We start from the raw sequence: 24683 nt of genomic DNA, 5'->3' as shown, positions 1-24683 counted from the left end.
CACCGCTCCAGTACTGATAAACAATCAAAATACCACCTGTAACATCGTTACATTAGTGTAAATAATGGTGTAACTCTTTTGTGTTTTGTGAGAACAATCATGTCCCGCGCCATTTTATTCCCCCATAATCCTTCGCCATGAGTGGAAACGTTTTACCTCCGTTCACGTCATGTTATTTGGAACATCCACATTCTTACCCGAATAAGCGAAAGGTATATTATGAAAAGAAAACTGCTGACAACATCCATTGCGCTGAGTTTGGCAATGCTGGCAACCCCTTCTTATTCTGTTGATTTTTCAGGATACTTCCGTTCTGGCGTGGGTGCATCAAACCACGGAAAACAACAGGCAGCCGATAAAAGTTATGTGGGAAGATTAGGTAACGAAGATGACACCTACGGCGAAATCCAATTAGGGCAGCAGCTGTATAACGAAAATGGGAAAACGTTTTACTTCGATAGCATGATTTCCATGTTCTCCAATGGCTCGAACGATAATGAAACGACAAAAAATGACGATGCCGAGTTTGGTTTGCGCCAGTTAAACCTTCAGGCAAAAGGCTTTGTACCTGGACTGCCGGATGCCACGGTCTGGGCGGGGAAACGCTACTATCAGCGTCATGACTTGCACATCATCGATACCAAATACTGGAATATCTCCGGTGCGGGTGCCGGGATCGAAAACGTCAAAGCGGGCGAAGGCGCGTTCTCTTTTGCCTGGATCCGTGCCGATGCTGAAAACATGAACGTCGACTGTAGCAACAGCATTAACAGTCAGGAATGTCAAAGCAGAACAGATACCTACGACGATCTGAATATCAACTATCTGGACGCACGCTATGCAGGCTGGAAGCCGTGGGACGGCGCGTGGACGGAGTTCGGTATCTCCTACGCGATGCCAAATGAAGCGGACACACAGAAAAATATCTTCCTCGCGGAAGGGCAAAAATTCGATCCTAAAAATTCGATGATGATCACCGGCGAGCTCAGCCACTACTTCTCCGGCCTCAAATCTAACCAGAAACTGGTGCTGCAATATGCCGACAAAGGGCTGGCGCACAACATGGTCGATCAGGGCGGCGGCTGGTATGACGTCTGGAGCATCAACGACAGCGCCAAAGGCTACCGCGTCATTCAGACCGGTGACCTACCAATCACTGATAATATTTCTCTTAGCCATGTTCTGACCTACGGTAAAGCTGATGAAATCAGCCGCTGGCGCGACAGCACAGAATTATTGTCTGCGGTAGGTCGCGGCCAGTATGTCTGGACCAAGAACCAGAAAACCTATCTGGAAGTGGGTGCGTATCAGAAAAAAGATAGCTGGAAAGCGGGTACAGAAACCAAATACAGTGGTGAGAAATACACGCTAGCACACGCTTTCACCGCCGATATTCCCATGATGACACGCCCAGAACTGCGCTTCTTCGTGTCTTACCAAAACCGTGGAAATGAAAACCGCAACACCTTCAACGACGATCGCAGCAATGCCGTGAACTTCGGTATTCAGGCAGAAGCCTGGTGGTAATACCGCACTAACCCTCAGCTCGGTGGGTCCATCATTCCCATCGGGCGTTTCCCAAAAGGCTTTCTACCGAGAGCCTTTTTCTGTTGCGGATAGTATCCGCTGTAAAATGTTCACTGCATCCTGTGTGGTAGTGCGAAAATTTCGTGCGTGTTAACTACCGAGCAAATCTGTGATTTCATCACACGCCCGACAAGGCGCGCTCAATCGCCGCAGCGCCTTGACCACTGGCTTTTCGGCGTTAATTGCGTCGCTACGCGATGCCTTCGGCGTTCGTGGCCGATATTCGGACCGGCAGTGACGCGTTCCCGACGCGGCACTGCCTTTCGCCGCATCCATGCGGCTCATCCGACGGCCAAGCCCACCTCAGCACAATTTTTTACGCCAGGCATACCCAAAACAGCGGAATATTGAGAGACAGATGATTTTATCAGCAGCAATTAAGGTTGAGCGCCCTTAGCGGGCGCTGTTTATGTTTAGAAGGGATTTTGGCTATTGAGATTCAGCGATGCAGTCGCTTACTACGCGCTGATACGCAAGCCATCGGCGTTGAACACCAGACAGTTATTCGGGGAGAAGAAGACCTCAATATGTTCATAAGGCTTGAAGGCACTGTCGCCCGCCAGCAGAAGTTTGAAGTTATCGATGCCACAGCATTGGCCGAACAGGTAGGTACTGTTACCTAAACGTTCGACGACTTCGCAGCCGAATGACAGGCGAATCCCCTCACCTTCCGGTGACACGTGTTCCGGCCGCAGCCCCAGCGTGACCGTGCTGCCAACGGTCAGTTCGCCAGTGCGAATCGGCAGCTCAAGCTGCAACTGCTCGGCAACATTCACCGTCAGGCTATCCGGCGTCCAATCGATGACCTGCGCAGGCAGGAAGTTCATTTTTGGCGAGCCGATAAAACCCGCAACAAACTGGTTAACCGGATGATAATAAAGCTCCATCGGCGATCCAACCTGCTCGACTTTGCCGTAGTTCATGACCACAATTTTGTCGGCCAGCGTCATAGCTTCGACCTGATCGTGCGTCACGTAGATCATCGTCGTTTTCAATTCCTGATGCAGTTTGGCAATGTGCAATCGCATATCCACACGCAGCTCTGCATCCAGGTTCGACAGCGGTTCATCAAACAGGAACACTTTCGGGTTACGCACGATGGCGCGCCCTATCGCTACACGCTGGCGCTGCCCACCCGATAGCTCTTTAGGTTTACGCTCCAGCAGGTGAGACAGTTGCAGCGTCTTCGCCACCATCTCGATTTGGTGCTTAATCTGGTCTTTCGGAACGCCATTCACGCGCAGGCCGTAGCCCATATTCTCAGCGACGGTCATGTGCGGGTACAGCGCATAAGACTGGAACACCATCGCCACGCCACGGTGAGCGGGGGCAACATCATTCACCACTGCCTCATCAATCATGATTTCACCGCCCGTGACATCTTCCAGCCCGGCAATCATTCTCAGCAACGTCGACTTACCACAGCCAGACGGCCCAACAAAAACGGCGAACTCTCCATCCGCAATCGTCAGATTCACATCGTGAAGCGTAATCGTTTTGCCAAAATGCTTACTCACTCTATCCAACTGGATCGACGCCATAACGGTAACCTCTTGATAATTTTGCTTTTCAGGATATAAGCGCTGAGTCACAACGGCCCAGTGGTCGTCGACTCAAAATGGCTCGGTAGCCCTTCCAAATGCATTAGCATCCGGCCAGGTTTACCTGCACGCTGGTCATAATTGCAATATAACAGCATGGTGTAACCGTTTGCACAAACAGGGGGTTACTTTTGTGCATAAGATCACAGCCTTTACATGTTTCGCTGGCAGACGTGGCGCACTCTGCTTAATGTAATCGCCATTGGTGTAACCGTTATCCTAGTTTGTGGAAAACGCCTAATAAAGCGTCAAGCACCACACCGCGACGATCGCCAAACCACGTGTACTGTTAGATGCCTCATTCCTTGCCGTGTGATGTAACGTTACACCCACATCGCACAGGGACAGCAAAAACGGTGAAAACGGGAAAGTACGCGACAATTTCTGACCATGATGGGCCCACCAGGGCTTTGAGGACTAATGATGAAAATGAAAACACTGACCACCGTCATTATGATTTCACTGGGTATCACCGGTGTACTCAGCAAATCAGCGCTGGCAGCCGACAAAGAACTTCTGGTATGGGAAGATATCAAGAAATCCGACGGCATCGCCGAGGCGATCAAAGCCTTTGAAAAACAGAATAATGTCAAAATCAACGTGCTGGAAACGCCCTACGCACAGCAGATTGAGAAACTCCGTCTGGATGGCCCAGCAGGAATCGGCCCGGATGTAATCGTGATGCCACACGATCAGGTGGGTACCGCCGTGGTTCAGGGATTGATCAGCGAACTGAAGCTGGATCAGACGTTCCTGTCGAGTTTCACCAAACCAGCAATGGAAGCACAAACCTATAACGGTAAGCTGTATGGCGTGCCGAAAGCGGTTGAAACCACCGTGCTGGTGTACAACAAAGACCTGATGCCACAGCCGCCGGAAAAATTCGACGACCTGTTCACCTTCTCCAAACAGCAACGTGCCGAAGGCCGCTATGGCCTGCTGGCGAAATTTGACGAAATTTATTACGCCTATGGTGTCATCGCTGGGATGGGTGGCTACATTTTCGGGCAGAACAGCAACGGTTCACCGAACGTAAAAGACATCGGTCTGGATAAACAAGCCACCATCGATGCCGTCAACTACATCAAGAAATTCTACGCCGATGGCCTGTTCCCGCCGGGCATCGTCGGTGAAACCGGCGCTAACGCCATCGACTCCCTGTTTACCGAGAAAAAAGCCGCTGCCGTGATTACCGGTCCGTGGGCGTTCCAACCGTACAAAAACGCGGGCGTAAACTATGGCGTCGCCCCACTGCCGCTGTTGCCAAACGGCGAGCATCCACGTTCGCTGCTGGGCGTGAAAGGCTACAGCATCTCCACCTACTCTAAAAACAAAGCGCTAGCGCAGAAATTCATTGAGTTCATCAATCAACCTGAGTACGCCAAAATTCGCTTCCAGTTAACTGGCGAAATCCCACCGATCGCGGCGCTGGTTGACGATCCGCTGATTAAGGATGACGAAAAATCCCGTGCTGTCGCGATCCAGTCTGGCTATGCCGTTCCTATGCCGAGCGTACCAGAAATGCAGGAAGTCTGGACGCCAGCAAACAGCGCGCTGCAACTGAGCGTGACGGGCAAGCAGGACACCAAAGCGGCGCTGGAATCTGCCGTGAAGATTATCAAAATGCAGATCGAAGCTAACCACAGTAACCAGTAATCCCCCGTACCACCGTGGGTCAACATGGGCTCCCTTGTCATCCCCAATCGATTTCGGGATATGAGGGATGCCCATGTTTTTAAGAAAATGGAGGTAGATGTGACCGTCAACGCCAGCGGCCTTACGCCACAAGAGAGAGGATGTCGCCACGCCAGAACGGCTGTATTGCTGGCGATCGTCCCCGGACTCGGACAGATTTATAATCGCCAGTTCGTCAAAGGCGCACTTTTCTTTATCGTCATGGTCTGCTTCATCGGCATATTCCATGATTTCCTGCGGAACGGCGCCTGGGGGCTCATCACGCTGGGCACTGAGCTGCCGCGCGATCACTCTATTTTTCTGCTGGCAAAAGGCATTATCAGCGTGATCGTCGCCGCCTTTGGCATCGGCGTTTACTATTTGAGCCTGCGCGATGCTTACGTGTGCGGTGCCAGACGCGATAAAGGCCTGCCGTTGAATAGCGTGAAGAAGCAATATCAGATGCTGCTGAGCGAAGGCTTCCCTTATCTGATGATTACGCCCGGCTTCATCTTGCTGGTCTTTGTCGTGGTTTTTCCGATTATTTTCGGTTTTTCCATCGCCTTTACCAATTACAACCTCTATCACACGCCGCCCGCCAAGCTGGTCGACTGGGTGGGGATGACGAATTTTATCAACATCTTCCGGCTCGATCTCTGGCGTTCGACATTCTTTGACGTGCTGCAATGGACGGTGATTTGGACGCTGATTGCGACCACACTTCAGTGCGCCGTAGGCATCCTGCTGGCGATTGTGGTGAACCAGAAAGGCCTGCGTTTCAAGCCGCTGATCCGCACCATTCTGATCCTGCCATGGGCAGTGCCGGGTTTCGTCACTATTCTGGTTTTCGCGGGGATGTTTAACGAAACGTTTGGCGTGATTAATAACGGCATTCTGGCTGCATTAGGGATTGAGCCTAAAGCGTGGATGACCGATCCGTTCTGGACCAAGACCGCACTGATTTTGATGCAAACCTGGTTAGGCTTCCCGTTTGTATTCGCCATGACCACCGGCGTATTGCAGGCGATTCCTGACGATTTGTACGAAGCCGCAACCATTGACGGCGCCAGCAGTTGGTACAAGCTGACCACCATCACGCTGCCGCTGGTGCTCTACTCCATTGCACCGATCATCATCACGCAGTACACGTTCAACTTTAATAATTTCAACATCATCTATCTGTTCAACAACGGCGGACCGGCGGTGATCGGCTCCAACGCGGGCGGGACGGATATTCTGGTGTCCTGGATTTATAAGCTAACCATGTCTTCTTCCCAATATGCGATCGCAGCCAGCATCACCATTCTGCTGTCGATTTTTGTCGTGGGCGTCGCGCTGTGGCAGTTCCGCGCCACCAATTCCTTCAAACAAGACAACATGGCATAGGAAAGCGCGCAGATGAAAAAACACAGCGTTAAACGCCAGAATTTTATCAAACTCGGCCTGACCTACCTGCTGCTGACGATCGTGGCAATCATCATTATTTATCCACTGATCTGGACGGTTGGCGCGTCACTGAACCCCGGCAACAGCCTGCTCAACACCTCGATCATCCCAGATAACTTCTCCTTTATTCACTATGAGGAGCTGTTTAACGGCCAGATTGACTACGCGGCATGGTACTGGAACTCGATGAAAATCAGCTTCCTGACCATGATTCTGACGCTCGTCAGCGTCAGCTTCACCGCGTATTCCTTCTCTCGTTTCCGCTTTCGCGGCCGCCAGAATGGGCTGATGTTGTTTCTACTCTTGCAGATGATTCCGCAGTTCTCCGCGCTGATCGCCATCTTCGTACTAGCGCAGATGCTGGGGCTGGTGAACAGCCATATTGCGCTGGTGCTGGTTTACGTCGGCGGCATGATCCCGATGAATACCTATCTGATGAAAGGCTATCTGGATGCCATTCCGAAAGATCTGGATGAGTCCGCGCGTATGGACGGCGCGGGTAACTTCCGCATCTTTATCGAGATCATTATGCCGCTGTCCAAGCCGATCATCGCGGTGATCGCCTTGTTCTCGTTTACCGGTCCGCTGGGTGATTTCATTCTCTCCAGCACCATCCTGCGCACGCCGGATCAGTACACGCTGCCCATCGGGCTATACAACCTGGTCTCACAGAAGATGGGCGCCAGCTACACCACCTACGCCGCGGGAGCCGTGCTGATCGCGGTACCGGTCGCCATTCTTTATCTTTCATTGCAAAAGTACTTTGTCTCCGGCCTGACCTCAGGCGGAACCAAAGGGTAATAACTCAACATCTGTACCTATTCCAGGAACGTAAAATGAAAATGAAAAAACGCGTACTGATGGCCGCCATGCTGGCAACTGGCCTGTTGACCTTCTCCCTGCCGCAAACCCTGTATGCCGCAGAGAATGTGACGATCAATAAGTTGACGAACGTCCCTGCCGATTTCATTAAAGGCGCGGATATTTCCATGCTGAACGAGGTGGAAAAGCACGGCGGAAAATTTTATGACGAGAACGGCAAACAGAAAGATGCCATGCTGATCCTGAAAGAGAACGGCATTAACTATATCCGTCTGCGCATCTGGAACGATCCGAAAGATGCAGCGGGCAACGGTTACGGCGGCGGTAACAACGATCTGGCGACCACGCTGGCGCTGGCTAAACGCGCCAAAGCGAACGGAATGAAAGTGCTGCTGGATTTCCACTACAGCGATTTCTGGACCGATCCGGCCCACCAGAACAAGCCCAAAGCCTGGTCTGGCCTAAATGCAGCGCAGCTCACGACTGCTGTACATGACTACACCAAAGCCACCATTAGCGAATTCCAGAAAGCGGGCGTCATGCCGGATATGGTGCAGATCGGTAACGAACTGAACGGCGGGATGCTGTGGCCGGAAGGAAAAAGTTGGGGTCAGGGCGGCGGCGAATTCGATCGCCTCGCAGCGCTGCTGAAAGCCGGTATTCAGGGTGTGAAAGATGTACAGGGCGGGAATGACGTCAAGATCATGCTGCATCTGGCAGAAGGTACCAAAAACGACACCTTTATCTGGTGGTTCGATGAAATCGTCAAACGTAATGTCCCGTTTGATGTCATCGGTGCCTCGTTCTACACCTACTGGAACGGCCCCATCAGCGCGTTGCAGTACAACATGAACGACGTCACCAAACGCTACAATAAAGACATCATCGTGGTTGAAGCCGCCTATGCTTACACGTTGGAAAACTGCGATAACGCGGAAAACAGCTTCCAGCAAAAAGAGTTGGATGCAGGCGGCTACCCCGCTTCCGTTCAGGGTCAGGCTAATTACCTGCACGATTTGATGCAAAGCGTCATCAACGTCCCCAATCAGCGTGGTAAAGGCGTCTTCTATTGGGAGCCCATCTGGCTGCCTACCCCCGGCGCAACCTGGGCCACGAAAGCGGGTATGAAATACAACAACGACGAATGGAAAGAAGGCAACGCGCGGGAAAATCAGGCGCTGTTCGACTGCAAAGGCAACGTACTGCCTTCCATCAAAGCGTTTAAGTAAGTCGTAAACCGTATTCAGAACGTGACAACCCGTTTAACTGAACAAGAGCGGCGATAATGGGGTAGAAGAGTAAAGCGTTTGCGCCAGGGATGGCGCAACCCGAGCGTACAGGGATGTATTCACAGCGTCTTTACGATCTACCCATCATCGCCGCATAAGCACATTGCCAGCTATCTCGAACACGCAAACCGTATTCAGAGCGTGACAACCCGTTTAGGAGAGAACGATGTTCAAATTCCCCCCGCTAAGCAGCAAAGTGCCTGTTCTGCTGCACGGCGCAGACTATAACCCTGACCAATGGCTGGACGACCCAGAGGTGCTGGAAAAAGACATTGAGATGATGAAGCAGACCCAGTGCAACGTCATGTCCGTGGGTATTTTCAGCTGGTCTGGGATTGAGCCGGAAGAAGGTCGCTACGAATTTGGCTGGCTGGATGGCATCCTCGACACGCTGTATGCCAACGGTATCTTCGTTTTTCTGGCAACGCCGAGCGGGGCTCGCCCAGCCTGGCTATCGCAGAAATACCCAGACGTACTGCGCGTGGGCAGCAACCGCGTGCGGGCGCTGCACGGCGGTCGCCATAACCACTGCCTGAGCTCGCCGAACTATCGCGAGAAAGTAAAACAAATCAACACCCAGTTGGCAAAGCGTTACTCGCACCATCCTGCGGTGATCGGCTGGCATATTTCCAACGAATACAGCGGCGAGTGCCACTGCGATACCTGCCGCAGCACTTTCCAGAACTGGCTGAAAGCGCGCTACGGCACGATAGACGCACTGAATAAAGCGTGGTGGAGCACCTTCTGGAGCCACACCTACACCGACTGGTCACAGTTAGAGCCCCCGTCGCCCATCGGTGAAGTATCCATCCACGGTCTGAATCTGGACTGGAAACGCTTTAACACCTCACAGGTCAGCGATTTTTGTGCCGCAGAAATTGCACCGCTAAAAGCCGAAAATCCGTCTCTGCCAACAACGACGAACTTCATGGAATACTTCTATGATTACGACTACTGGCAGTTGGCGAAGGTGATCGACTTCGTCTCCTGGGACAGCTACCCGCTGTGGCATAACGCGGAAGATGACTGCACGCTGGGCGCCTACACCGCGATGTATCACGATCTGATGCGTACGCTGAAAGGTGGAAAACCGTTCTACCTGATGGAGTCAACGCCGAGCCTGACCAACTGGCAGCCGATCAGCAAACTGAAAAAGCCGGGCATGCATATCCTGTCTTCACTTCAGGCCGTCGCGCACGGGTCAGACTCCGTGCAGTATTTCCAGTGGCGTAAGAGCCGCGGTTCCGTTGAGAAATTCCACGGTGCCGTGGTCGATCATGTCGGACATATCGACACCCGCGTTGGGCGTGAAGTGCAGGAATTGGGTGACATACTCAACAAACTCGCACCGGTAGCGGGCAGTCGTGTTGACGCTAAAGTCGCCATCATTTTCGACTGGGAAAGCCGCTGGGCAATGGATAACGCCCAAGGGCCGCGCAACGCGGGGCTGTTCTATGAGAAAACCGTCACCGAGCATTATCGTACGTTCTGGGAACAGGGCGTGGCGGTGGATATCATCAACGCCGATGTCGATCTCAGCGGTTATCAGCTCGTGATCGCACCGATGCTCTACATGGTACGCGATGGCTTTGCCGAACGTGTCGATGCCTTCGTCAAACAAGGCGGTCGCTTCGTCACCACCTACTGGTCTGGCATCGTCAACGAAACCGATCTGTGTCACCAAAACGGTTTCCCTGGCCCGCTGCGTCCGATCATGGGGATCTGGGCAGAAGAAATCGATGGGCTGTACGATCATGAAAGCAACAGCATCAGCGGTCTGGACGGCAACGAGCAACGTCTGGTCGGCCCTTATCAGGTCACTCACCTGTGCGAGCTAATTCATCTGGAAGGCGCGCGGGCGCTGGCAATCTATGACAGCGATTTCTACGCGGGTCGTCCGGCCGTTACAGTCAATGATTACGGCAAAGGGCAGACCTATTACATCGCATCGCGCAACGATCTCGCCTTCCAGCGTGATTTCTTCACCACGCTGATACAGATGCTGGATCTACCGCGTGCGCTGCCGACCGACCTGCCCTACGGCATTGTCGCTCATCGTCGCGATGACGGAGAAAGCGAGTTCATCTTCGTACAGAACTACACAGCAACACCGCAACAGATCGCGCTGCCTGCCACCTACGAGGAAATGACGACGGGCAGCACACTTTCAGGGGCGCTCGACCTGTCAGGCTACGGCTGCCGGGTCCTACGCCGCGCGCTACAGTAAGGCTCATGCTTGTTGGCTAAGCATTACGATACCGGGCGAGCACAGTGCAGACGTTCCTACGGAACCTCATCACCGTGTGTCGCCTAACAGTCATGTTACGTGAACGGCATTATCATACGCACGCTGATAAACAAACGAAGAGGTGACTACGATGGGCAAGATTCACAATTTTCGGAAATTGTTCGCATCAATGTTGGGTAAGCAAATTACCGAGATTGAAATCGCTTCACCGCTAGACAAAGAAAACTTGCAGCAGTTGGTAACCGCCTTTGGCGGCAAAGAAAATATCGTCAGTCTGGATGCCTGCATCACCCGCCTGCGGGTCGAGGTTCACAGCCTGCGGCTGGTTAACAGCGACAGTCTGCAAAAACTGGGCGCTATCGGCGTGATCATCGTCGGCCATCAGGTGCAAGCCATCTTCGGCACCCAGTCGGATAACCTGCGCCGCGAGTTAGCCGCCTGGTTTGAGGATGATGGTGCAGAAGCGCGGTAGCGGTTTTAGGTAGTCACTTTTATGCCACTATTAGGGCGGTTTCGTGCGCGATAATACCGTCATTTTCATGCTACCTCGTAGCACGCGCCCGACACGGGGCGGCTCAAACGCCACTCGCCCCGTGACCCCTAGGCTTTTGGCGGAAATTATGCCGCTACGCGGTTCCTTCGTCGGTATCAGGCTTAACGGACCGCTTGCGACACGTTCCCGACGTGGCGCAAGCTTTCGCCGCATCCATGCGGCTCATCCTAAGCCTGCTATCTCCTCAGCATAATTTTTTACGCCGGATAACAACAAGCCCCTCATACATTCACAACATTTGTAGCGCACGAAACCATCTTCACGTCCGCATGTAATTTCTACCCCCACATATATGCATATAAAAGTGTAATGAAGAAACACCTGCGCAGAAGGCAATTTCCTAATAACGACTCGCACGATTCAGCAGCTCGATATCTTCTGCCGACAGTACCCGCCGTGTGGCATTCGCCAACGAATAGTAGGGCAGTGCCACTTTCTGTTTGGAATAAGAATAATGAATGAACAGAAAGACGCAAATAACGAGACGCAGCATGTAATTTAGGTAAAATCCCACGTTATAATTGTTTTTTTTGCGTTATCCCTCTCATTTTTAATGCACACGTTACATAAAATGACGTGAAAAATTTGGCCTGCCTCATATTTGGAGCACATATGTCCCTGTCCCATATCGCGCAATTTATTCTGGCGCTGGTTGTTGTTGCGGCGCTGGCGCTACTCGTCTGCCGCGATCGTAAAAGTATTCGTATTCGTTTTATTATTCAGCTACTCGTCATCGAAATTTTGCTCGCGTATTTCTTCCTGTACTCCGACATTGGGTTAGGCGCAGTCAAAGGGGTCGCCGCGCTGTTCGACAAACTACTCGGATTTGCAGGTCAAGGGACGGACTTCGTATTCGGTGACATGGTTAACAGTGAGAAGAACCTGATTTCCTTCTTCTTTAAAGTGCTCTGCCCTATCGTCTTCATCTCCGCGCTGATCGGTATCCTGCAACACATTAAAGTCCTGCCCATCATCATCCGCGCGATTGGTACGGTCCTGTCCAAAGTGAACGGCATGGGTAAACTGGAATCCTTTAACGCAGTCAGTTCACTGATTCTCGGCCAGTCAGAAAACTTCATTGCCTACAAAGACATTCTGGGCAAGATGTCCGAAAAACGCATGTACACCATGTCCGCGACCGCCATGTCGACCGTTTCGATGTCTATCGTCGGTGCGTACATGTCTATGCTGGATGCCAAATTCGTCGTTGCCGCGCTGATTCTGAACATGTTCAGTACCTTCATCGTGCTGTCGCTGATTAACCCTTACAAAGTCGGTGAAGAGCCGGAATTGCAGTTGGGTGCTCTGCATGAAAATCAGAGCTTCTTTGAAATGCTGGGCGAATACATTCTGGCTGGTTTCAAAGTGGCCGTTATCGTTGCGGCCATGTTGATCGGCTTCATTGCACTGATTGCCGCGGTCAACGCGATTTTCAGCGCCATTTTTGGCATCAGCTTCCAGGAAGTCCTCGGCTACGTGTTCTATCCGTTCGCCTGGATCATGGGTATTCCGTCTCACGAAGCCCTTCAGGTTGGTAGCATCATGGCAACCAAACTGGTTTCTAACGAATTTGTGGCAATGCTGGAACTGCAAAAAGTAGCAGGCGAACTGTCTCCACGCAGCGTGGGCATCCTGTCTGTGTTCCTGGTGTCCTTCGCCAACTTCTCGTCCATCGGTATTATTGCCGGTGCGATTAAAGGCCTGAACGAACAACAGGGCAACGTGGTTTCCCGTTTCGGCCTGAAGCTGGTTTACGGTTCTACGCTGGTGAGCATCCTTTCCGCTGCTATCGCCGGTCTGGTGCTGTAATCCTTCATCACGTTATAAAGTTTTCATCGCTATCCGGCGGCCTTGTGCTGCCGGATTTTTTTCCTACAAACCCTGACATATCTTCCATAATTCCTTCATTTTTGTCCGGCATCCCTTGTTTAAACTAGTAAAATAAGGCCATTGGTCTACTAACGTGCTGGGTATGACAGCCAACGCACATGCAGCGTGAAGTATGCGGCTACGCCGTGCTTCCCGCGCAACCTGGAGAGAGTAATCCATCACTATGAATGCCAAACGTATCCGAGGCCTGCTGGTACTTGCCGCCGTTATCGCTATTGCCGTGCTGATCTGGCGCCATTTTACCCAGACACCGCCTGCCGCCCCTGGCACAAGTGAACAGCACGCCGCCCGTACGTCACATTCGGGAAGCAACAGCAATGGCGGTGGACGCCGTGCCGCTATGCGCACGCTGGCCCCTGTGCAGGCGGCGATGACGCAATCCGCTTCCGTGCCCTATTATCTGTCCGGCTTAGGCACCGTGACAGCGGCTAATACCGTGACGCTGCGCAGCCGGGTGAACGGTCAGTTGATGGCGATCCACTTTCAGGAAGGGCAACAGGTTAAGGCTGGCGACTTACTGGCAGAAATCGACCCGCGTCCTTTTCAGGTTGAGCTGACGCAGGCTCAGGGACAGTTGGCAAAAGATCGGGCCGTGCTGGCTAATGCCCAACAGGATTTAGCGCGCTATCAGCAGTTGGTGAAAACCAACCTGATCTCCCGTCAGGAGCTGGATGCGCAGACCGCCGCCGTTCGTCAGGCGGAAGGCACGCTAAAAGCCGATGAAGGTGCCGTCGCCAGCGCCCAGCTCCAGTTGAATTACAGCAAAATCACCGCGCCAATCAGCGGTCGGATCGGCTTAAAGCAGGTCGATGTGGGGAATTACATCACCAGCGGCGACACTAATGGGATTGTCGTGATTACGCAGACCTACCCTATCAATGTGGTCTTTACCGTACCGGAAGCGGAAATCTCCACGATTCTGAGTGCGCAGAAATCAGGTCAGCCGCCCGTGGTAGAAGCCTGGGATCGTGCTAATCAAAAGAAACTCTCGCAGGGCATCCTGCTGAGCATGGACAACCAGATCGACACCACCACGGGCACGATCAAGCTCAAGGCGCGTTTTGACAATCTGGACGATGCGCTGTTTCCGAACCAGTTTGTGAATATCCGCATGAAGGTCGACACGCTGAAAAATGCCGTTGTCGCGCCGTCCGCCGCCGTACAAATGGGCAATGAAGGCCGCTTCGTCTGGATTCTGAATGATAAAAATGAAGTGAGTAAGCGTCAGGTGACCACCAGCATTCAGTACGGCCAGTTGGTTGTGGTGACCGCCGGGCTGGACGCCAATGTTCAGGTTGTGACTGACGGCATAGATCGCCTGACCGAAGGCGCGAAAGTGGAAGTCATTCCCTCAGCGCTAACGGAGAAAACGCCCGCCATCGCTGGGGAGAAATCCTGATGCAGGATACCGTTCCAGCCAGCGGCGGTGGGCCGTCACGCCTGTTTATTTTGCGTCCGGTTGCCACAACGCTGCTGATGATCGCCATTCTGCTCGCCGGTATTATCGGCTATCGGGCGCTACCGGTGTCCGCGTTGCCCGAAGTCGATTATCCGACGATTCAGGTCATTACCCTGTATCCCGGTGCCAGCCCTGATGTGGTGACCTCGGCGATTACCGCGCCGCTGGAGCGGCAGTTCGGCCAGATGTCTGGTCTGAAACAGATGTCGACGCAAAGCGCAGGCGGCGCATCCGTCATTACGCTGCAATTCCAGCTTGAGCTATCGCTGGACGTCGCCGAACAGGATGTACAGGCCGCCATCAATGCGGCCAGCAACCTGCTGCCTAACGATCTGCCCTACCCGCCAACCTACAGCAAGGTGAATCCGGCGGATCCGCCGATTATGACGCTGGCCGTCACCTCCAGCGCTATGTCGATGACGCAGGTGCAGGACATGGTGGACAACCGCATCGCGCAGAAAATCTCGCAGGTGGCAGGCGTCGGTCTGGTGTCACTCGCTGGTGGCCAACGTCCGGCAGTGCGGGTCAGGCTGAACGCCCCTGCGCTGGCAGCGTACGGTTTGACCAGCGAAACGATCCGCACCGCCATTACTGCCGCCAACGTGAATTCCGCCAAGGGGAGTCTGGATGGTCCGACGCGCTCGGTCACGCTCTCCGCCAACGATCAGATGAAGTCCGTTGATGATTACCGCAAGCTGATTGTTGCATGGAAAAATGGCGCGCCGGTGCGGCTTCAGGATGTCGCAACGATTGAGCAGGCCGCCGAGAACATTCATCTCGGTGCCTGGGCGAATCGGCAGCAGGCGATCATTATTAACGTTCAGCGCCAGCCGGGTGCCAACGTCATCACGACCACGGACAGCATTAGTAAGATGCTGCCCGCGTTGAAAGCCAGCCTGCCGAACTCTGTCGAAGTCACCACGCTGACCGACCGCACCACCAGCATTCGCGCCTCGGTGAAAGACGTCCAGTTCGAGCTGCTGTTGGCGATCGCGCTGGTCGTGATGGTGATTTACCTGTTCTTGCGTAACGCCGTCGCCACGCTGATCCCCAGCATTGCCGTGCCGCTGTCGCTGATTGGCACCTTTGCCGCGATGTATTTTCTCGGTTTCTCCATCAATAACCTGACACTCATGGCGCTCACCATCGCCACCGGTTTCGTGGTGGACGATGCCATCGTGGTAATTGAAAACATCGCCCGCTATATCGAAAAAGGGGAAAAACCGCTTAACGCGGCGCTGAAAGGCGCGGGGGAAATCGGCTTCACCATTATTTCCCTGACCTTCTCGCTCATCGCGGTGCTGATCCCGCTGCTATTTATGGGCGATATCGTCGGACGCCTGTTCCGCGAATTTGCCGTCACGCTGGCGGTGTCTATCCTGATTTCCGCCGTCGTGTCGCTCACGCTGACGCCCATGATGTGCGCACGAATGCTGAGTCATCAGTCGCTGCGTAAACAGAACCGCTTTACCCGCGCCAGCGAACGTTTCTTCACTCGCCTGATTGATGCCTACGGCGTCTGGCTGCGCAAGGTGCTGAATCATCCGTGGCTGACACTCAGCGTCGCACTCGGTACGTTGCTGCTAACAGTTTTGCTCTATATCTGGATCCCGAAAGGCTTCTTCCCGATACAGGATAACGGCATCATTCAGGGCACCGTGCAGGCTCCACAGACGGTCTCGTTCAGCAATATGGCCGACCGCCAGCAGCGCGTTGCATCCATCATCATGAAAGATCCGACGGTGGAGAGCGTGTCCTCGTTCATCGGCGTTGACGGCACGAATGCCGCGCTAAATAGCGGCCGACTGCAAATCAACCTGAAACCGCTCAGTGAACGCAGCGAACGTATTCCAGAGATCATCAGTCGCTTACAACAGCAAACCGCCCAGATCCCCGGTATTCAGCTGTATCTGCAACCAGTGCAGGATCTCACCATCGACACCCAGATTAGCCGCACGCAATACCAGTTTACCTTGCAGGCGATGTCGCTGGACGAGCTGAGCGAGTGGGTGCCAAAGCTGATGACCGAGTTGAAAAAACTGCCGCAGCTAGAGGATGTCAGCAGCGACTGGCAAGACGGCGCAGCGGTCGCCTACGTCAACGTGAACCGCGACAGCGCAAGCCGTCTGGGTATTACGATGTCACAGGTCGATAGCGCGCTGTACAACGCCTTTGGTCAGCGACTGGTTTCCACCATCTATACGCAGGCCAGCCAGTATCGCGTGGTGCTGGAGCACGATACGACCAACAACACCGGTCTGGACGCGCTGAACGACGTGCGCCTCATCAGCAGCGACGGCGGGACCATTCCGCTCAGCAGTATTGCTACCATTGAGGAGCGTCAGGGGCCGTTGGCAATCAACCATATCGACCAGTTCCCGTCGACGACAATCTCCTTCAACGTCGCTAAAGGCTATGCGCTGGGCGAAGCGGTTGATGCCATCACGCAGGCCGAGCAGCAGATGAATCTGCCTGCGGATATTATCACTCGTTTTCAGGGCAGTACGCTGGCGTTCCAGTCGGCACTGAGCAGCACTGTGTGGCTCATCGTGGCGGCGATTGTCGCGATGTACATTGTGCTTGGCGTGCTATACGAGAGCTTTATTCACCCGATCACCATCTTGTCTACGCTGCCAACGGCGGGCGTCGGCGCACTGCTGGCGCTCATGATGGCGGGGAACGAGCTGGATGTGATCGCCATTATCGGGATCATTTTGCTCATTGGGATCGTGAAGAAGAACGCCATCATGATGATCGACTTCGCGCTGGCGGCGGAGCGAGAACAGGGCATGAAACCGTATGACGCGATTTATCAGGCCTGTCTGCTGCGTTTCCGGCCGATTTTGATGACCACTATGGCGGCGCTGCTGAGTGCGCTGCCGCTGATGCTGAGCACCGGCGTCGGCGCAGAACTGCGCCAGCCGCTGGGGATCTGTATGGTCGGCGGCCTGATCATGAGCCAAATCCTGACGCTGTTTACCACACCGGTGATCTACCTGCTGTTTGATCGTCTGGCGACGCGATTCCGCCTTTTAGCGCGTCAGGAGGAAGAAACCGAGTGAAGTTCTTCGCCCTGTTCATCCACCGCCCCGTCGCCACCCTGCTGCTGACGCTGGCCATCGCGCTCTGTGGCGTATTAGGTTTCCGCCTGCTGCCGGTGTCGCCGCTGCCGCAGGTGGATTTCCCAGTGATCTCGGTCAGCGCCTCGCTGCCCGGTGCCTCGCCGGAAACCATGGCCTCTGCCGTCGCCACACCACTGGAGCGGGCACTAGGCAGGATCGCGGGCGTCAGCGAAATGACCTCCACCAGCTCGCTCGGCAGTACGCGCGTCATTCTGGTATTTAATCTCGACAGGGATATCAACGGCGCGGCGCGTGATGTACAGGCAGCCATTAACGCGGCACAGAATCTGTTGCCGTCCGGCATGTCCAGCCGCCCGACCTACCGCAAAGTCAATCCGTCCGACGCCCCCGTCATGATTCTGACGCTGACCTCGGACACCTACAGTCAGGGACAACTGTACGACTTTGCTTCTACCCAGCTGTCGCAGAAAATTTCGCAGATGGAAGGCGTTGGCGATGTCTCCATCGGCGGGAGTTCGCTGCCCGCCGTGCGCGTCGCGCTGAATCCGGTGGCGCTGTTTAATCAAGGCATTTCCCTCGATGAGGTACGGCAGGCCATCGCGCAGGCGAACGTGCGCCAGCCGCTGGGGAACGTGGAAAACAGCCAGAAAAGCTGGCAGATACAAACCAACGATGAACTCAAAACCGCCGATGCCTACGCGCCGCTGATTATCCATTACAAAAACGGCGCTGCCGTCCGCCTGAGCGACGTCGCCACGGTAGAAGATTCGGTGCAGAACGCCCGTAACGCGGGGATGGCGAACGCGAAGCCTGCGATTCTGGTGATGATTCGCCGCGCGCCGGATGCCAACATTATTACCACGGTAGACAATATCCGCGCTGAGATGCCGGAACTGCGTGCCAGCCTGCCAGCAGAAATACAGCTGGATGTTGCGCAGGATCGTTCCCCTACCATTCGCGCCTCACTGGCGGAAGTCGAGCAATCGCTGATTATCGCCGTCGCGCTGGTTATTTTAGTCGTCTTCCTGTTTCTGCGTTCCGGCCGCGCAACCGCCATTCCGGCACTGGCCGTCCCTGTGTCGCTGATCGGCACCTTTGCGGCGATGTACCTGTGCGGCTTTAGCCTGAATAACCTGTCGTTGATGGCGCTCACCATCGCCACCGGTTTCGTGGTGGATGACGCCATCGTGGTGCTGGAGAATATTTCCCGCCACATCGAAGCCGGCATGAAGCCGCTACAGGCGTCGCTTCAGGGCGTGCGCGAAGTGGGGTTCACCGTCTTATCGATGAGTCTGTCGCTGGTGGCGGTGTTCATTCCGCTGCTGCTGATGGATGGCTTGCCAGGGCGGTTATTCCGCGAATTCGCCGTCACGCTGTCGGTAGCGATCATGATTTCGCTGCTGATCTCGCTGACGCTGACGCCGATGCTGTGCGCCCGCCTGCTACGTGCCGTTCCCAAGCGTAGCCAGCCGCGCACCCGTGGTTTTAATCGTGTATTGCTCGCCATGCAGCAAGGCTACGGGCGTTCGTTGAAGTGGGTGCTCAACCATGCGCGTTGGGTGTTGTTGCTCCTGCTGGGCACCATCGCACTCAACGTCTGGCTGTACATCAGCATCCCGAAGACCTTCTTCCCAGAGCAGGACACGGGCAGGTTGATGGGCTTCATTCAGGCCGATCAGAGCATTTCTTTTCAGGCCATGACGGTGAAACTCCAGAATTTCATGACCATTGTCAGCAGCGATCCTGCGGTGGATAACGTGAACGGGTTTACTGGCGGATCGCGCACTAACAGCGGGTCGATGTTTATCTCACTGAAGCCGCTGTCCGAACGTGATGTATCGGCACAGCAGGTGATCAGTCGCCTGCGCGTCAAGCTGGCAAAAGAACCCGGCGCCAACCTGTTTTTAATGCCGGTGCAGGATATTCGTATCGGCGGGCGGGAAGCGAGCGCCGGATACCAGTACACGCTGCTGTCTGACGATCTAAGCGAGCTGCGCATCTGGGAACCCAAGATTCGAACCGCTTTCAGCAAACTGCCTGAGCTGGCCGACGTGAACTCCGATCAGCAGGATAAAGGGGCGGAAATGGCGCTCACCTACGATCGCGATGCGATGGCGCAGCTCGGCATCAGCGTTTCTGCCGCTAACGCACTGCTCAATAACGCCTTCGGACAGCGCCAGATTTCGACCATTTACCAGCCGTTAAACCAATATAAGGTAGTAATGGAAGTGGACGACGCCTACACGCAGGATGTCAGTTCACTGAACAAGATGTTCGTGATCAATAACGAAGGTAAGCCCATCCCGCTCTCTTATTTCGCCAGTTGGAAGCCGATCAATGCACCGCTGTCGGTGAACCATCAGGGGCTGTCCGCCGCCTCGACGATCTCTTTTAACCTGCCGGAAGGCACCGATCTTTCCAGCGCGACGGCAGCGATAGAAAGAACCATGACGTCGCTGGGCGTGCCGTCAGCGGTACGCGGTCAGTTCTCCGGTACCGCACAGGCGTTCCAGCAGTCGCAGTCTTCCCAACTGCTACTGATTCTGGCAGCGATTATCACCGTGTATATCGTGCTGGGCGTGCTGTATGAAAGCTATGTGCACCCGCTGACGATTCTGTCTACCCTGCCCTCGGCAGGCGTGGGCGCGCTGCTGGCACTAGAGTGGTTCGGCGCACCGTTTAGTCTGGTGGCACTGATTGGCATCATGCTGCTGATTGGGATCGTGAAGAAGAACGCGATCATGATGGTGGATTTTGCGCTGGTGGCACAGCGCAGCGGCGGGTTGAGCGCACAGGACGCCATTTTTCAGGCCTGCCTGCTGCGTTTCCGCCCGATTATGATGACCACATTAGCCGCGCTGTTTGGCGCACTGCCGCTGGTGTTGACCAGCGGTGATGGTGCCGAGCTGCGCCAACCGCTCGGCATCACGATTGTCGGCGGGCTGGTGATGAGCCAAATCCTCACGCTGTATACCACCCCGGTGGTGTATCTGTTTTTCGACAAGCTGAGGAATATTCGGCGCAAAGCACCGGAGAAGGATTTGTCACTATCGTGACGGAATAGGATTAACGTTAGCTATCTAATTAATATGCTATTTATGGGGATATTTCGTGCGCTCAAGCTTCACCGTTTTTCTAATAGCACCCCGAACGCGCCCGACCAAGGGCGGCTCAATTGCCGTCGCCCTTGGAACCCTGGCTTTTTTGGCGGGAAATTATGCCGCTGTGCGGTGCCTTCGGGAAAAGCATCCTCTTTGCGGACCGCCGCTGACGCGTTCCCGACGCGGCATCGGCTTGCGCGGCATCCATGCCGCTTATCCGAGAGTCTGCCTTTCCCTCAGCATAATTTACGCCAAGGGAAATACTCAGCGCACGAAACCTCGCCAAAAGAACAAGTTACACAATCGGGTGTCGGCATATGTATTCACCAGCTATCCATTTATCACTTAATCAGGGGGAATCTGAAACGTGATGAATTCCGCCTCCGTCCGCTGGCAGCTCTGGATTGTTGCCTTTGGCTTCTTTATGCAGACGTTGGATACCACCATCGTGAATACCGCGCTGCCTTCGATGGCGGCGAGTCTGAATGAAAGCCCGCTGCATATGCATTCGGTGATTGTTTCCTATGTGCTGACCGCGGCGGTGATGCTGCCCGCCAGCGGGTGGCTGGCGGACCGCATCGGCGTGAAGAACATTTTTTTCACCGCGATTCTGCTGTTTACGCTCGGATCGCTGCTGTGCGCTCGGTCGGAAACGCTGAATGAGCTGCTGGCCTCGCGCGTTATTCAGGGGATCGGCGGTGCGATGATGGTGCCGGTAGGCCGCCTGACAGTGATGAAGATTGTTCCGCGCGATCAGTATATGGCGGCGATGACCTTCGTGACGCTGCCCGGCCAGATTGGCCCACTAATGGGGCCCGCGCTCGGCGGCTTTCTGGTGGAATATGCCAGCTGGCACTGGATTTTCCTCATCAACCTGCCAGTCGGCATTATCGGCGCGCTGGCAACCTGGTTCCTGATGCCCAATTACACCATGCGTACCCAACGCTTCGACATCAGCGGCTTCCTCTGGCTTGCCGTTGGGATGGCAACGCTAACATTGGCACTGGACGGCAACCGCAGTCTGGGCATTCCGCCAATTGCCATTTTCGCCCTGATCGCCGTCGGGCTGATCGCACTATTGAGCTATTGGCTGCACGCCCGTCACAACAAACGGGCGCTGTTTAACCTGCATCTGTTCGACACATCCACCTTTTCTATCGGCCTGACAGGCGGGCTATTGGCCCGCATCGGCAGCGGCATGTTGCCGTTTATGACGCCGCTGTTTTTACAGTTGGGAATGGGGTTTTCTCCGTTCCACGCCGGGCTGATGATGGTGCCAATGGTGCTAGGCAGCATGGGAATGAAGCGGATCGTGGTGCAGGTCGTCAACCGATTCGGCTACCGCCGCGTGCTGATTACCTCCACGCTGTTGCTGGCGCTGATCACGGCGCTGTTTGCACTGGTTGCGCTAATGAAATGGATCTGGATGATCCCGATTGTGCTGTTCTTCCTCGGCACGGTGAACGCCGTTCGCTTCTCCACCATGAACACGCTGACGTTGAAGGATCTGCCGGATACGCTCGCCAGCGGCGGCAATAGCCTGCTGTCGATGACCATGCAGTTGTCCACCAGCCTCGGCGTCAGCATCGCAGGCATTTTGCTGGGGATGTTTTCTCAGCCGCACATGGCGGCGGGAGGCACGGAAACACATACGGTGTTTATTTACACCTATCTCAGCATGATCGTTATCATCGCCCTGCCCGTGTTGATTTTTAATCGCGTGCCAATGGACAGCGTCAAGCAGTCAACGCTGCCGCATCAATCGTGAGGTCGTCATGAAATTCGGAATCACCGCCAAACTATTCCTCGCGATTTTCGCCACCTGCATGCTGGTGCTGATTACTATGCACTGGGGCGTGCGCGCCAGCTTCGAGCGTGGCTTTATCGACTACATTAAGCGCGGCAACGAGCAGCGGGTCATGCAGCTACGCGATGCGTTGGCAGAGCAGTATCAGTTGCACGGCGACTGGTCATTCCTGCGCAACAATGAGCGTATGGTGTTCAAGATGCTGCACTCGCTGGACCAAAACAACGACACCGACAACAGCATGCAGGGATGGCGAGTCCGTCTTTGGGTGCTCGATATCGGTAAACGCAAGCTGTTCGGTTCTCCAGCCCCCATCACGAACGAAGGCACCTGGCAGCCGATTGAGGTGCAAAACCAAACGGTCGGCTGGATTGTCGCCTCGCCCGTTGAACGCCTGACCCGTAACGCCGACATCAGTTTCGACAGGCAGCAACAGCGCACCAGTTGGCTGATTGTCGCCCTCTCGACGCTGCTCGCGATTATCGCTACCTGGCTCACCGCACGTGGACTGCTCGCGCCCGTCAAGCGGCTGGTCAACGGCATGCACAGTTTGGCATCAGGGGATTTCAGTACGCGCGTGACGGCAAGCTCGCACGACGAACTGGGCAGGCTGGCACAGGATTTCAACCAGCTTGCCATCACGCTGGAGAAAAACGAGCAGTCCCGTCGCGCGTTTATGGCCGACGTATCCCACGAATTACGCACGCCGCTGGCGGTGCTGCGTGGCGAGCTGGAAGCCTTGCAGGATGGCGTACGTAAACCCGACTCGAATTCACTGCATTCGCTCCAGTCGGAGGTCACAACACTGACCAAACTGGTGGACGATCTGCATCAGCTTACGCTGTCCGATCGTGGGGCGCTGGCCTACCGCAAGGCGTCTGTTGACATGGTGCAAATTCTGCATATTGCTATCGCCGCGTTTCATGAACGTTTCCAGAAAAAACAGATTACGCTCACCACTGATTTACCTACGCAGGCTAGCGTCTTTGGTGACCCAGACCGGCTAAGTCAGCTATTTAACAATTTGCTGGAAAACAGCCTGCGCTACACGGATGAACAAGGTCAGTTGACCATTACGGTGGTTCAGCAGCATAAACGCTGGGCGATTATCTGGCAGGACAGCGCCCCCGGCGTGACCGACGAGCAGCTCACGCTGATTTTCGAGCGTTTTTACCGTGCAGAAAGTTCGCGCAACCGCGCCAGCGGCGGCTCTGGGCTGGGGCTGGCGATCTGCAATAATATCGTTGAGGCACATAGCGGACGGCTGTATGCTGAACATTCGCCGTTAGGGGGAGTGATGATTACCATTGAGCTTCCATCGCACCACCCGGATTAAGCGCCACTCACGACACCCAAAATAAGCAGAGCTATGACAACCGCACCCGATTTCGCTATGGCGTCACCGATTCTAATCGTCGAAGATGAGCCCAAATTGGGGCAACTGCTGGTGGATTACCTTCAGGCAGCGGACTATGCCACGCACTGGCTGCCCAACGGCAACGATGTCGTCGAGTGGGTGCGGCAGCATTCTCCTTCACTCATTTTGCTGGATTTAATGCTGCCGGGCTGCGACGGCCTGACGCTTTGCCGCACTATCCGCCAATTTTCCAACGTGCCGATTATTATGGTCACCGCCCGTAGCGAAGAGATCGATCGCCTGCTGGGTCTGGAAATTGGTGCCGATGACTACATTTGTAAGCCCTTCAGCCCGCGCGAAGTGGTCGTGCGCGTCAGAACGCTGCTGCGCCGCTGCGACTGGCAAAATGACGGGCTGAAAGCCGCCGAGAAAACCGAAACGGCCCTGTTGATTGATAAAAGCGGCTTTCAGGCCAGCTATCTGGGGCAGAATCTCGATCTCACGCCGGCGGAATTTCGCCTGCTCAAGACGCTCTCCACCGAACCGGGTAAGGTATTTTCCCGCGAGGCGCTGCTGGATAAGCTCTACGACGATTATCGCGTCGTGACCGACCGCACCATCGATAGCCACATCAAAAACCTGCGTCGCAAGCTGGAACAACTGGACGAAGAGACCTCATTTATCCGCACGGTATACGGCATCGGCTATCGCTGGGAAGCCGCGCCCTGCAATGAGGTGTAATTCGCTGCGTTTCCATCACGAAGGA

Annotated in this window: 15 protein-coding genes; 14 read left to right on the top strand and 1 reads right to left on the bottom strand. The window is 54.7% G+C overall.

Translation table 11 applies throughout. From position 1 onward, the window contains the following. The first annotated feature begins 219 nt into the window (after positions 1–219). The gene (locus DMB82_RS06740; protein ID WP_116163632.1) at positions 220–1527 is read left to right on the top strand and encodes a maltoporin; all 1308 of its coding nucleotides are present in this window, start codon (positions 220–222) and stop codon (positions 1525–1527) included. A gap of 518 nt (positions 1528–2045) precedes the next feature. On the opposite strand, the gene DMB82_RS06735 is transcribed toward DMB82_RS06740, so the two are convergent. After that, positions 2046–3128, bottom strand: coding sequence for an ABC transporter ATP-binding protein (locus DMB82_RS06735; protein WP_116163630.1), 1083 nt, complete (start codon positions 3126–3128; stop codon positions 2046–2048). A gap of 483 nt (positions 3129–3611) precedes the next feature. Here DMB82_RS06735 and DMB82_RS06730 point away from each other — a divergent pair, with 483 nt between their 5' ends. The 13 genes from DMB82_RS06730 to baeR all read left to right on the top strand — a co-directional run bounded on the left by DMB82_RS06730 (position 3612) and on the right by baeR (position 24658). Continuing rightward, positions 3612–4844, top strand: coding sequence for an extracellular solute-binding protein (locus DMB82_RS06730; RefSeq protein WP_116163670.1), 1233 nt, complete (start codon positions 3612–3614; stop codon positions 4842–4844). Between the two features lie 87 nt (positions 4845–4931). Further along, positions 4932–6248 (top strand): sugar ABC transporter permease, encoded by a 1317-nt coding sequence (locus DMB82_RS06725; RefSeq protein WP_102118905.1) that lies wholly within the window; start codon positions 4932–4934, stop codon positions 6246–6248. A gap of 12 nt (positions 6249–6260) precedes the next feature. After that, a complete protein-coding gene (locus DMB82_RS06720; RefSeq protein ID WP_010300995.1) occupies positions 6261–7109 on the top strand; it encodes a sugar ABC transporter permease in 849 nt (282 codons plus the stop codon). A gap of 35 nt (positions 7110–7144) precedes the next feature. Then, the gene (locus DMB82_RS06715; protein WP_116163628.1) at positions 7145–8359 is read left to right on the top strand and encodes a glycoside hydrolase family 53 protein; all 1215 of its coding nucleotides are present in this window, start codon (positions 7145–7147) and stop codon (positions 8357–8359) included. A gap of 226 nt (positions 8360–8585) precedes the next feature. Beyond that, positions 8586–10646, top strand: a complete 2061-nt coding sequence (locus tag DMB82_RS06710; RefSeq protein WP_116163626.1) for a beta-galactosidase — start codon at positions 8586–8588, stop codon at positions 10644–10646. A gap of 151 nt (positions 10647–10797) precedes the next feature. Continuing rightward, positions 10798–11139, top strand: a complete 342-nt coding sequence (locus tag DMB82_RS06705; protein WP_010301002.1) for a glucose PTS transporter subunit EIIB — start codon at positions 10798–10800, stop codon at positions 11137–11139. Between the two features lie 699 nt (positions 11140–11838). Continuing rightward, positions 11839–13029 (top strand): NupC/NupG family nucleoside CNT transporter, encoded by a 1191-nt coding sequence (locus DMB82_RS06700; RefSeq protein WP_102118925.1) that lies wholly within the window; start codon positions 11839–11841, stop codon positions 13027–13029. Positions 13030–13273: 244 nt separating this feature from the next. Further along, positions 13274–14509, top strand: coding sequence for an MdtA/MuxA family multidrug efflux RND transporter periplasmic adaptor subunit (locus DMB82_RS06695; protein ID WP_116163624.1), 1236 nt, complete (start codon positions 13274–13276; stop codon positions 14507–14509). Continuing rightward, positions 14509–17631, top strand: a complete 3123-nt coding sequence (locus tag DMB82_RS06690; protein WP_116156457.1) for an MdtB/MuxB family multidrug efflux RND transporter permease subunit — start codon at positions 14509–14511, stop codon at positions 17629–17631. The genes DMB82_RS06695 and DMB82_RS06690 overlap by 1 nt, the downstream gene beginning before the upstream one ends. After that, positions 17628–20708 carry a multidrug efflux RND transporter permease subunit MdtC gene (gene mdtC, locus DMB82_RS06685; RefSeq protein ID WP_102118912.1) on the top strand — a complete coding sequence of 1027 codons (3081 nt, stop codon included), beginning with the start codon at positions 17628–17630 and terminating at the stop codon, positions 20706–20708. The genes DMB82_RS06690 and mdtC overlap by 4 nt, the downstream gene beginning before the upstream one ends. Before the next feature lie 415 nt (positions 20709–21123). Further along, on the top strand, positions 21124–22521 hold the full coding sequence (gene mdtD / locus DMB82_RS06680) for an MFS transporter (protein WP_208644329.1): 1398 nt from the start codon (positions 21124–21126) through the stop codon (positions 22519–22521). A gap of 7 nt (positions 22522–22528) precedes the next feature. Continuing rightward, positions 22529–23896 carry an envelope stress sensor histidine kinase BaeS gene (gene baeS, locus DMB82_RS06675; protein ID WP_102118914.1) on the top strand — a complete coding sequence of 456 codons (1368 nt, stop codon included), beginning with the start codon at positions 22529–22531 and terminating at the stop codon, positions 23894–23896. A gap of 33 nt (positions 23897–23929) precedes the next feature. Then, positions 23930–24658: an envelope stress response regulator BaeR gene (gene baeR / locus DMB82_RS06670; RefSeq protein ID WP_102118915.1), complete on the top strand. Its 729-nt coding sequence runs from the start codon at positions 23930–23932 to the stop codon at positions 24656–24658. Positions 24659–24683: the final 25 nt, after the last annotated feature.

It is taken from the genome of Pectobacterium aquaticum (assembly GCF_003382565.3).
Taxonomy (GTDB): domain Bacteria; phylum Pseudomonadota; class Gammaproteobacteria; order Enterobacterales; family Enterobacteriaceae; genus Pectobacterium; species Pectobacterium aquaticum.
This window is presented reverse-complemented; position numbering and strand designations above follow the sequence as displayed.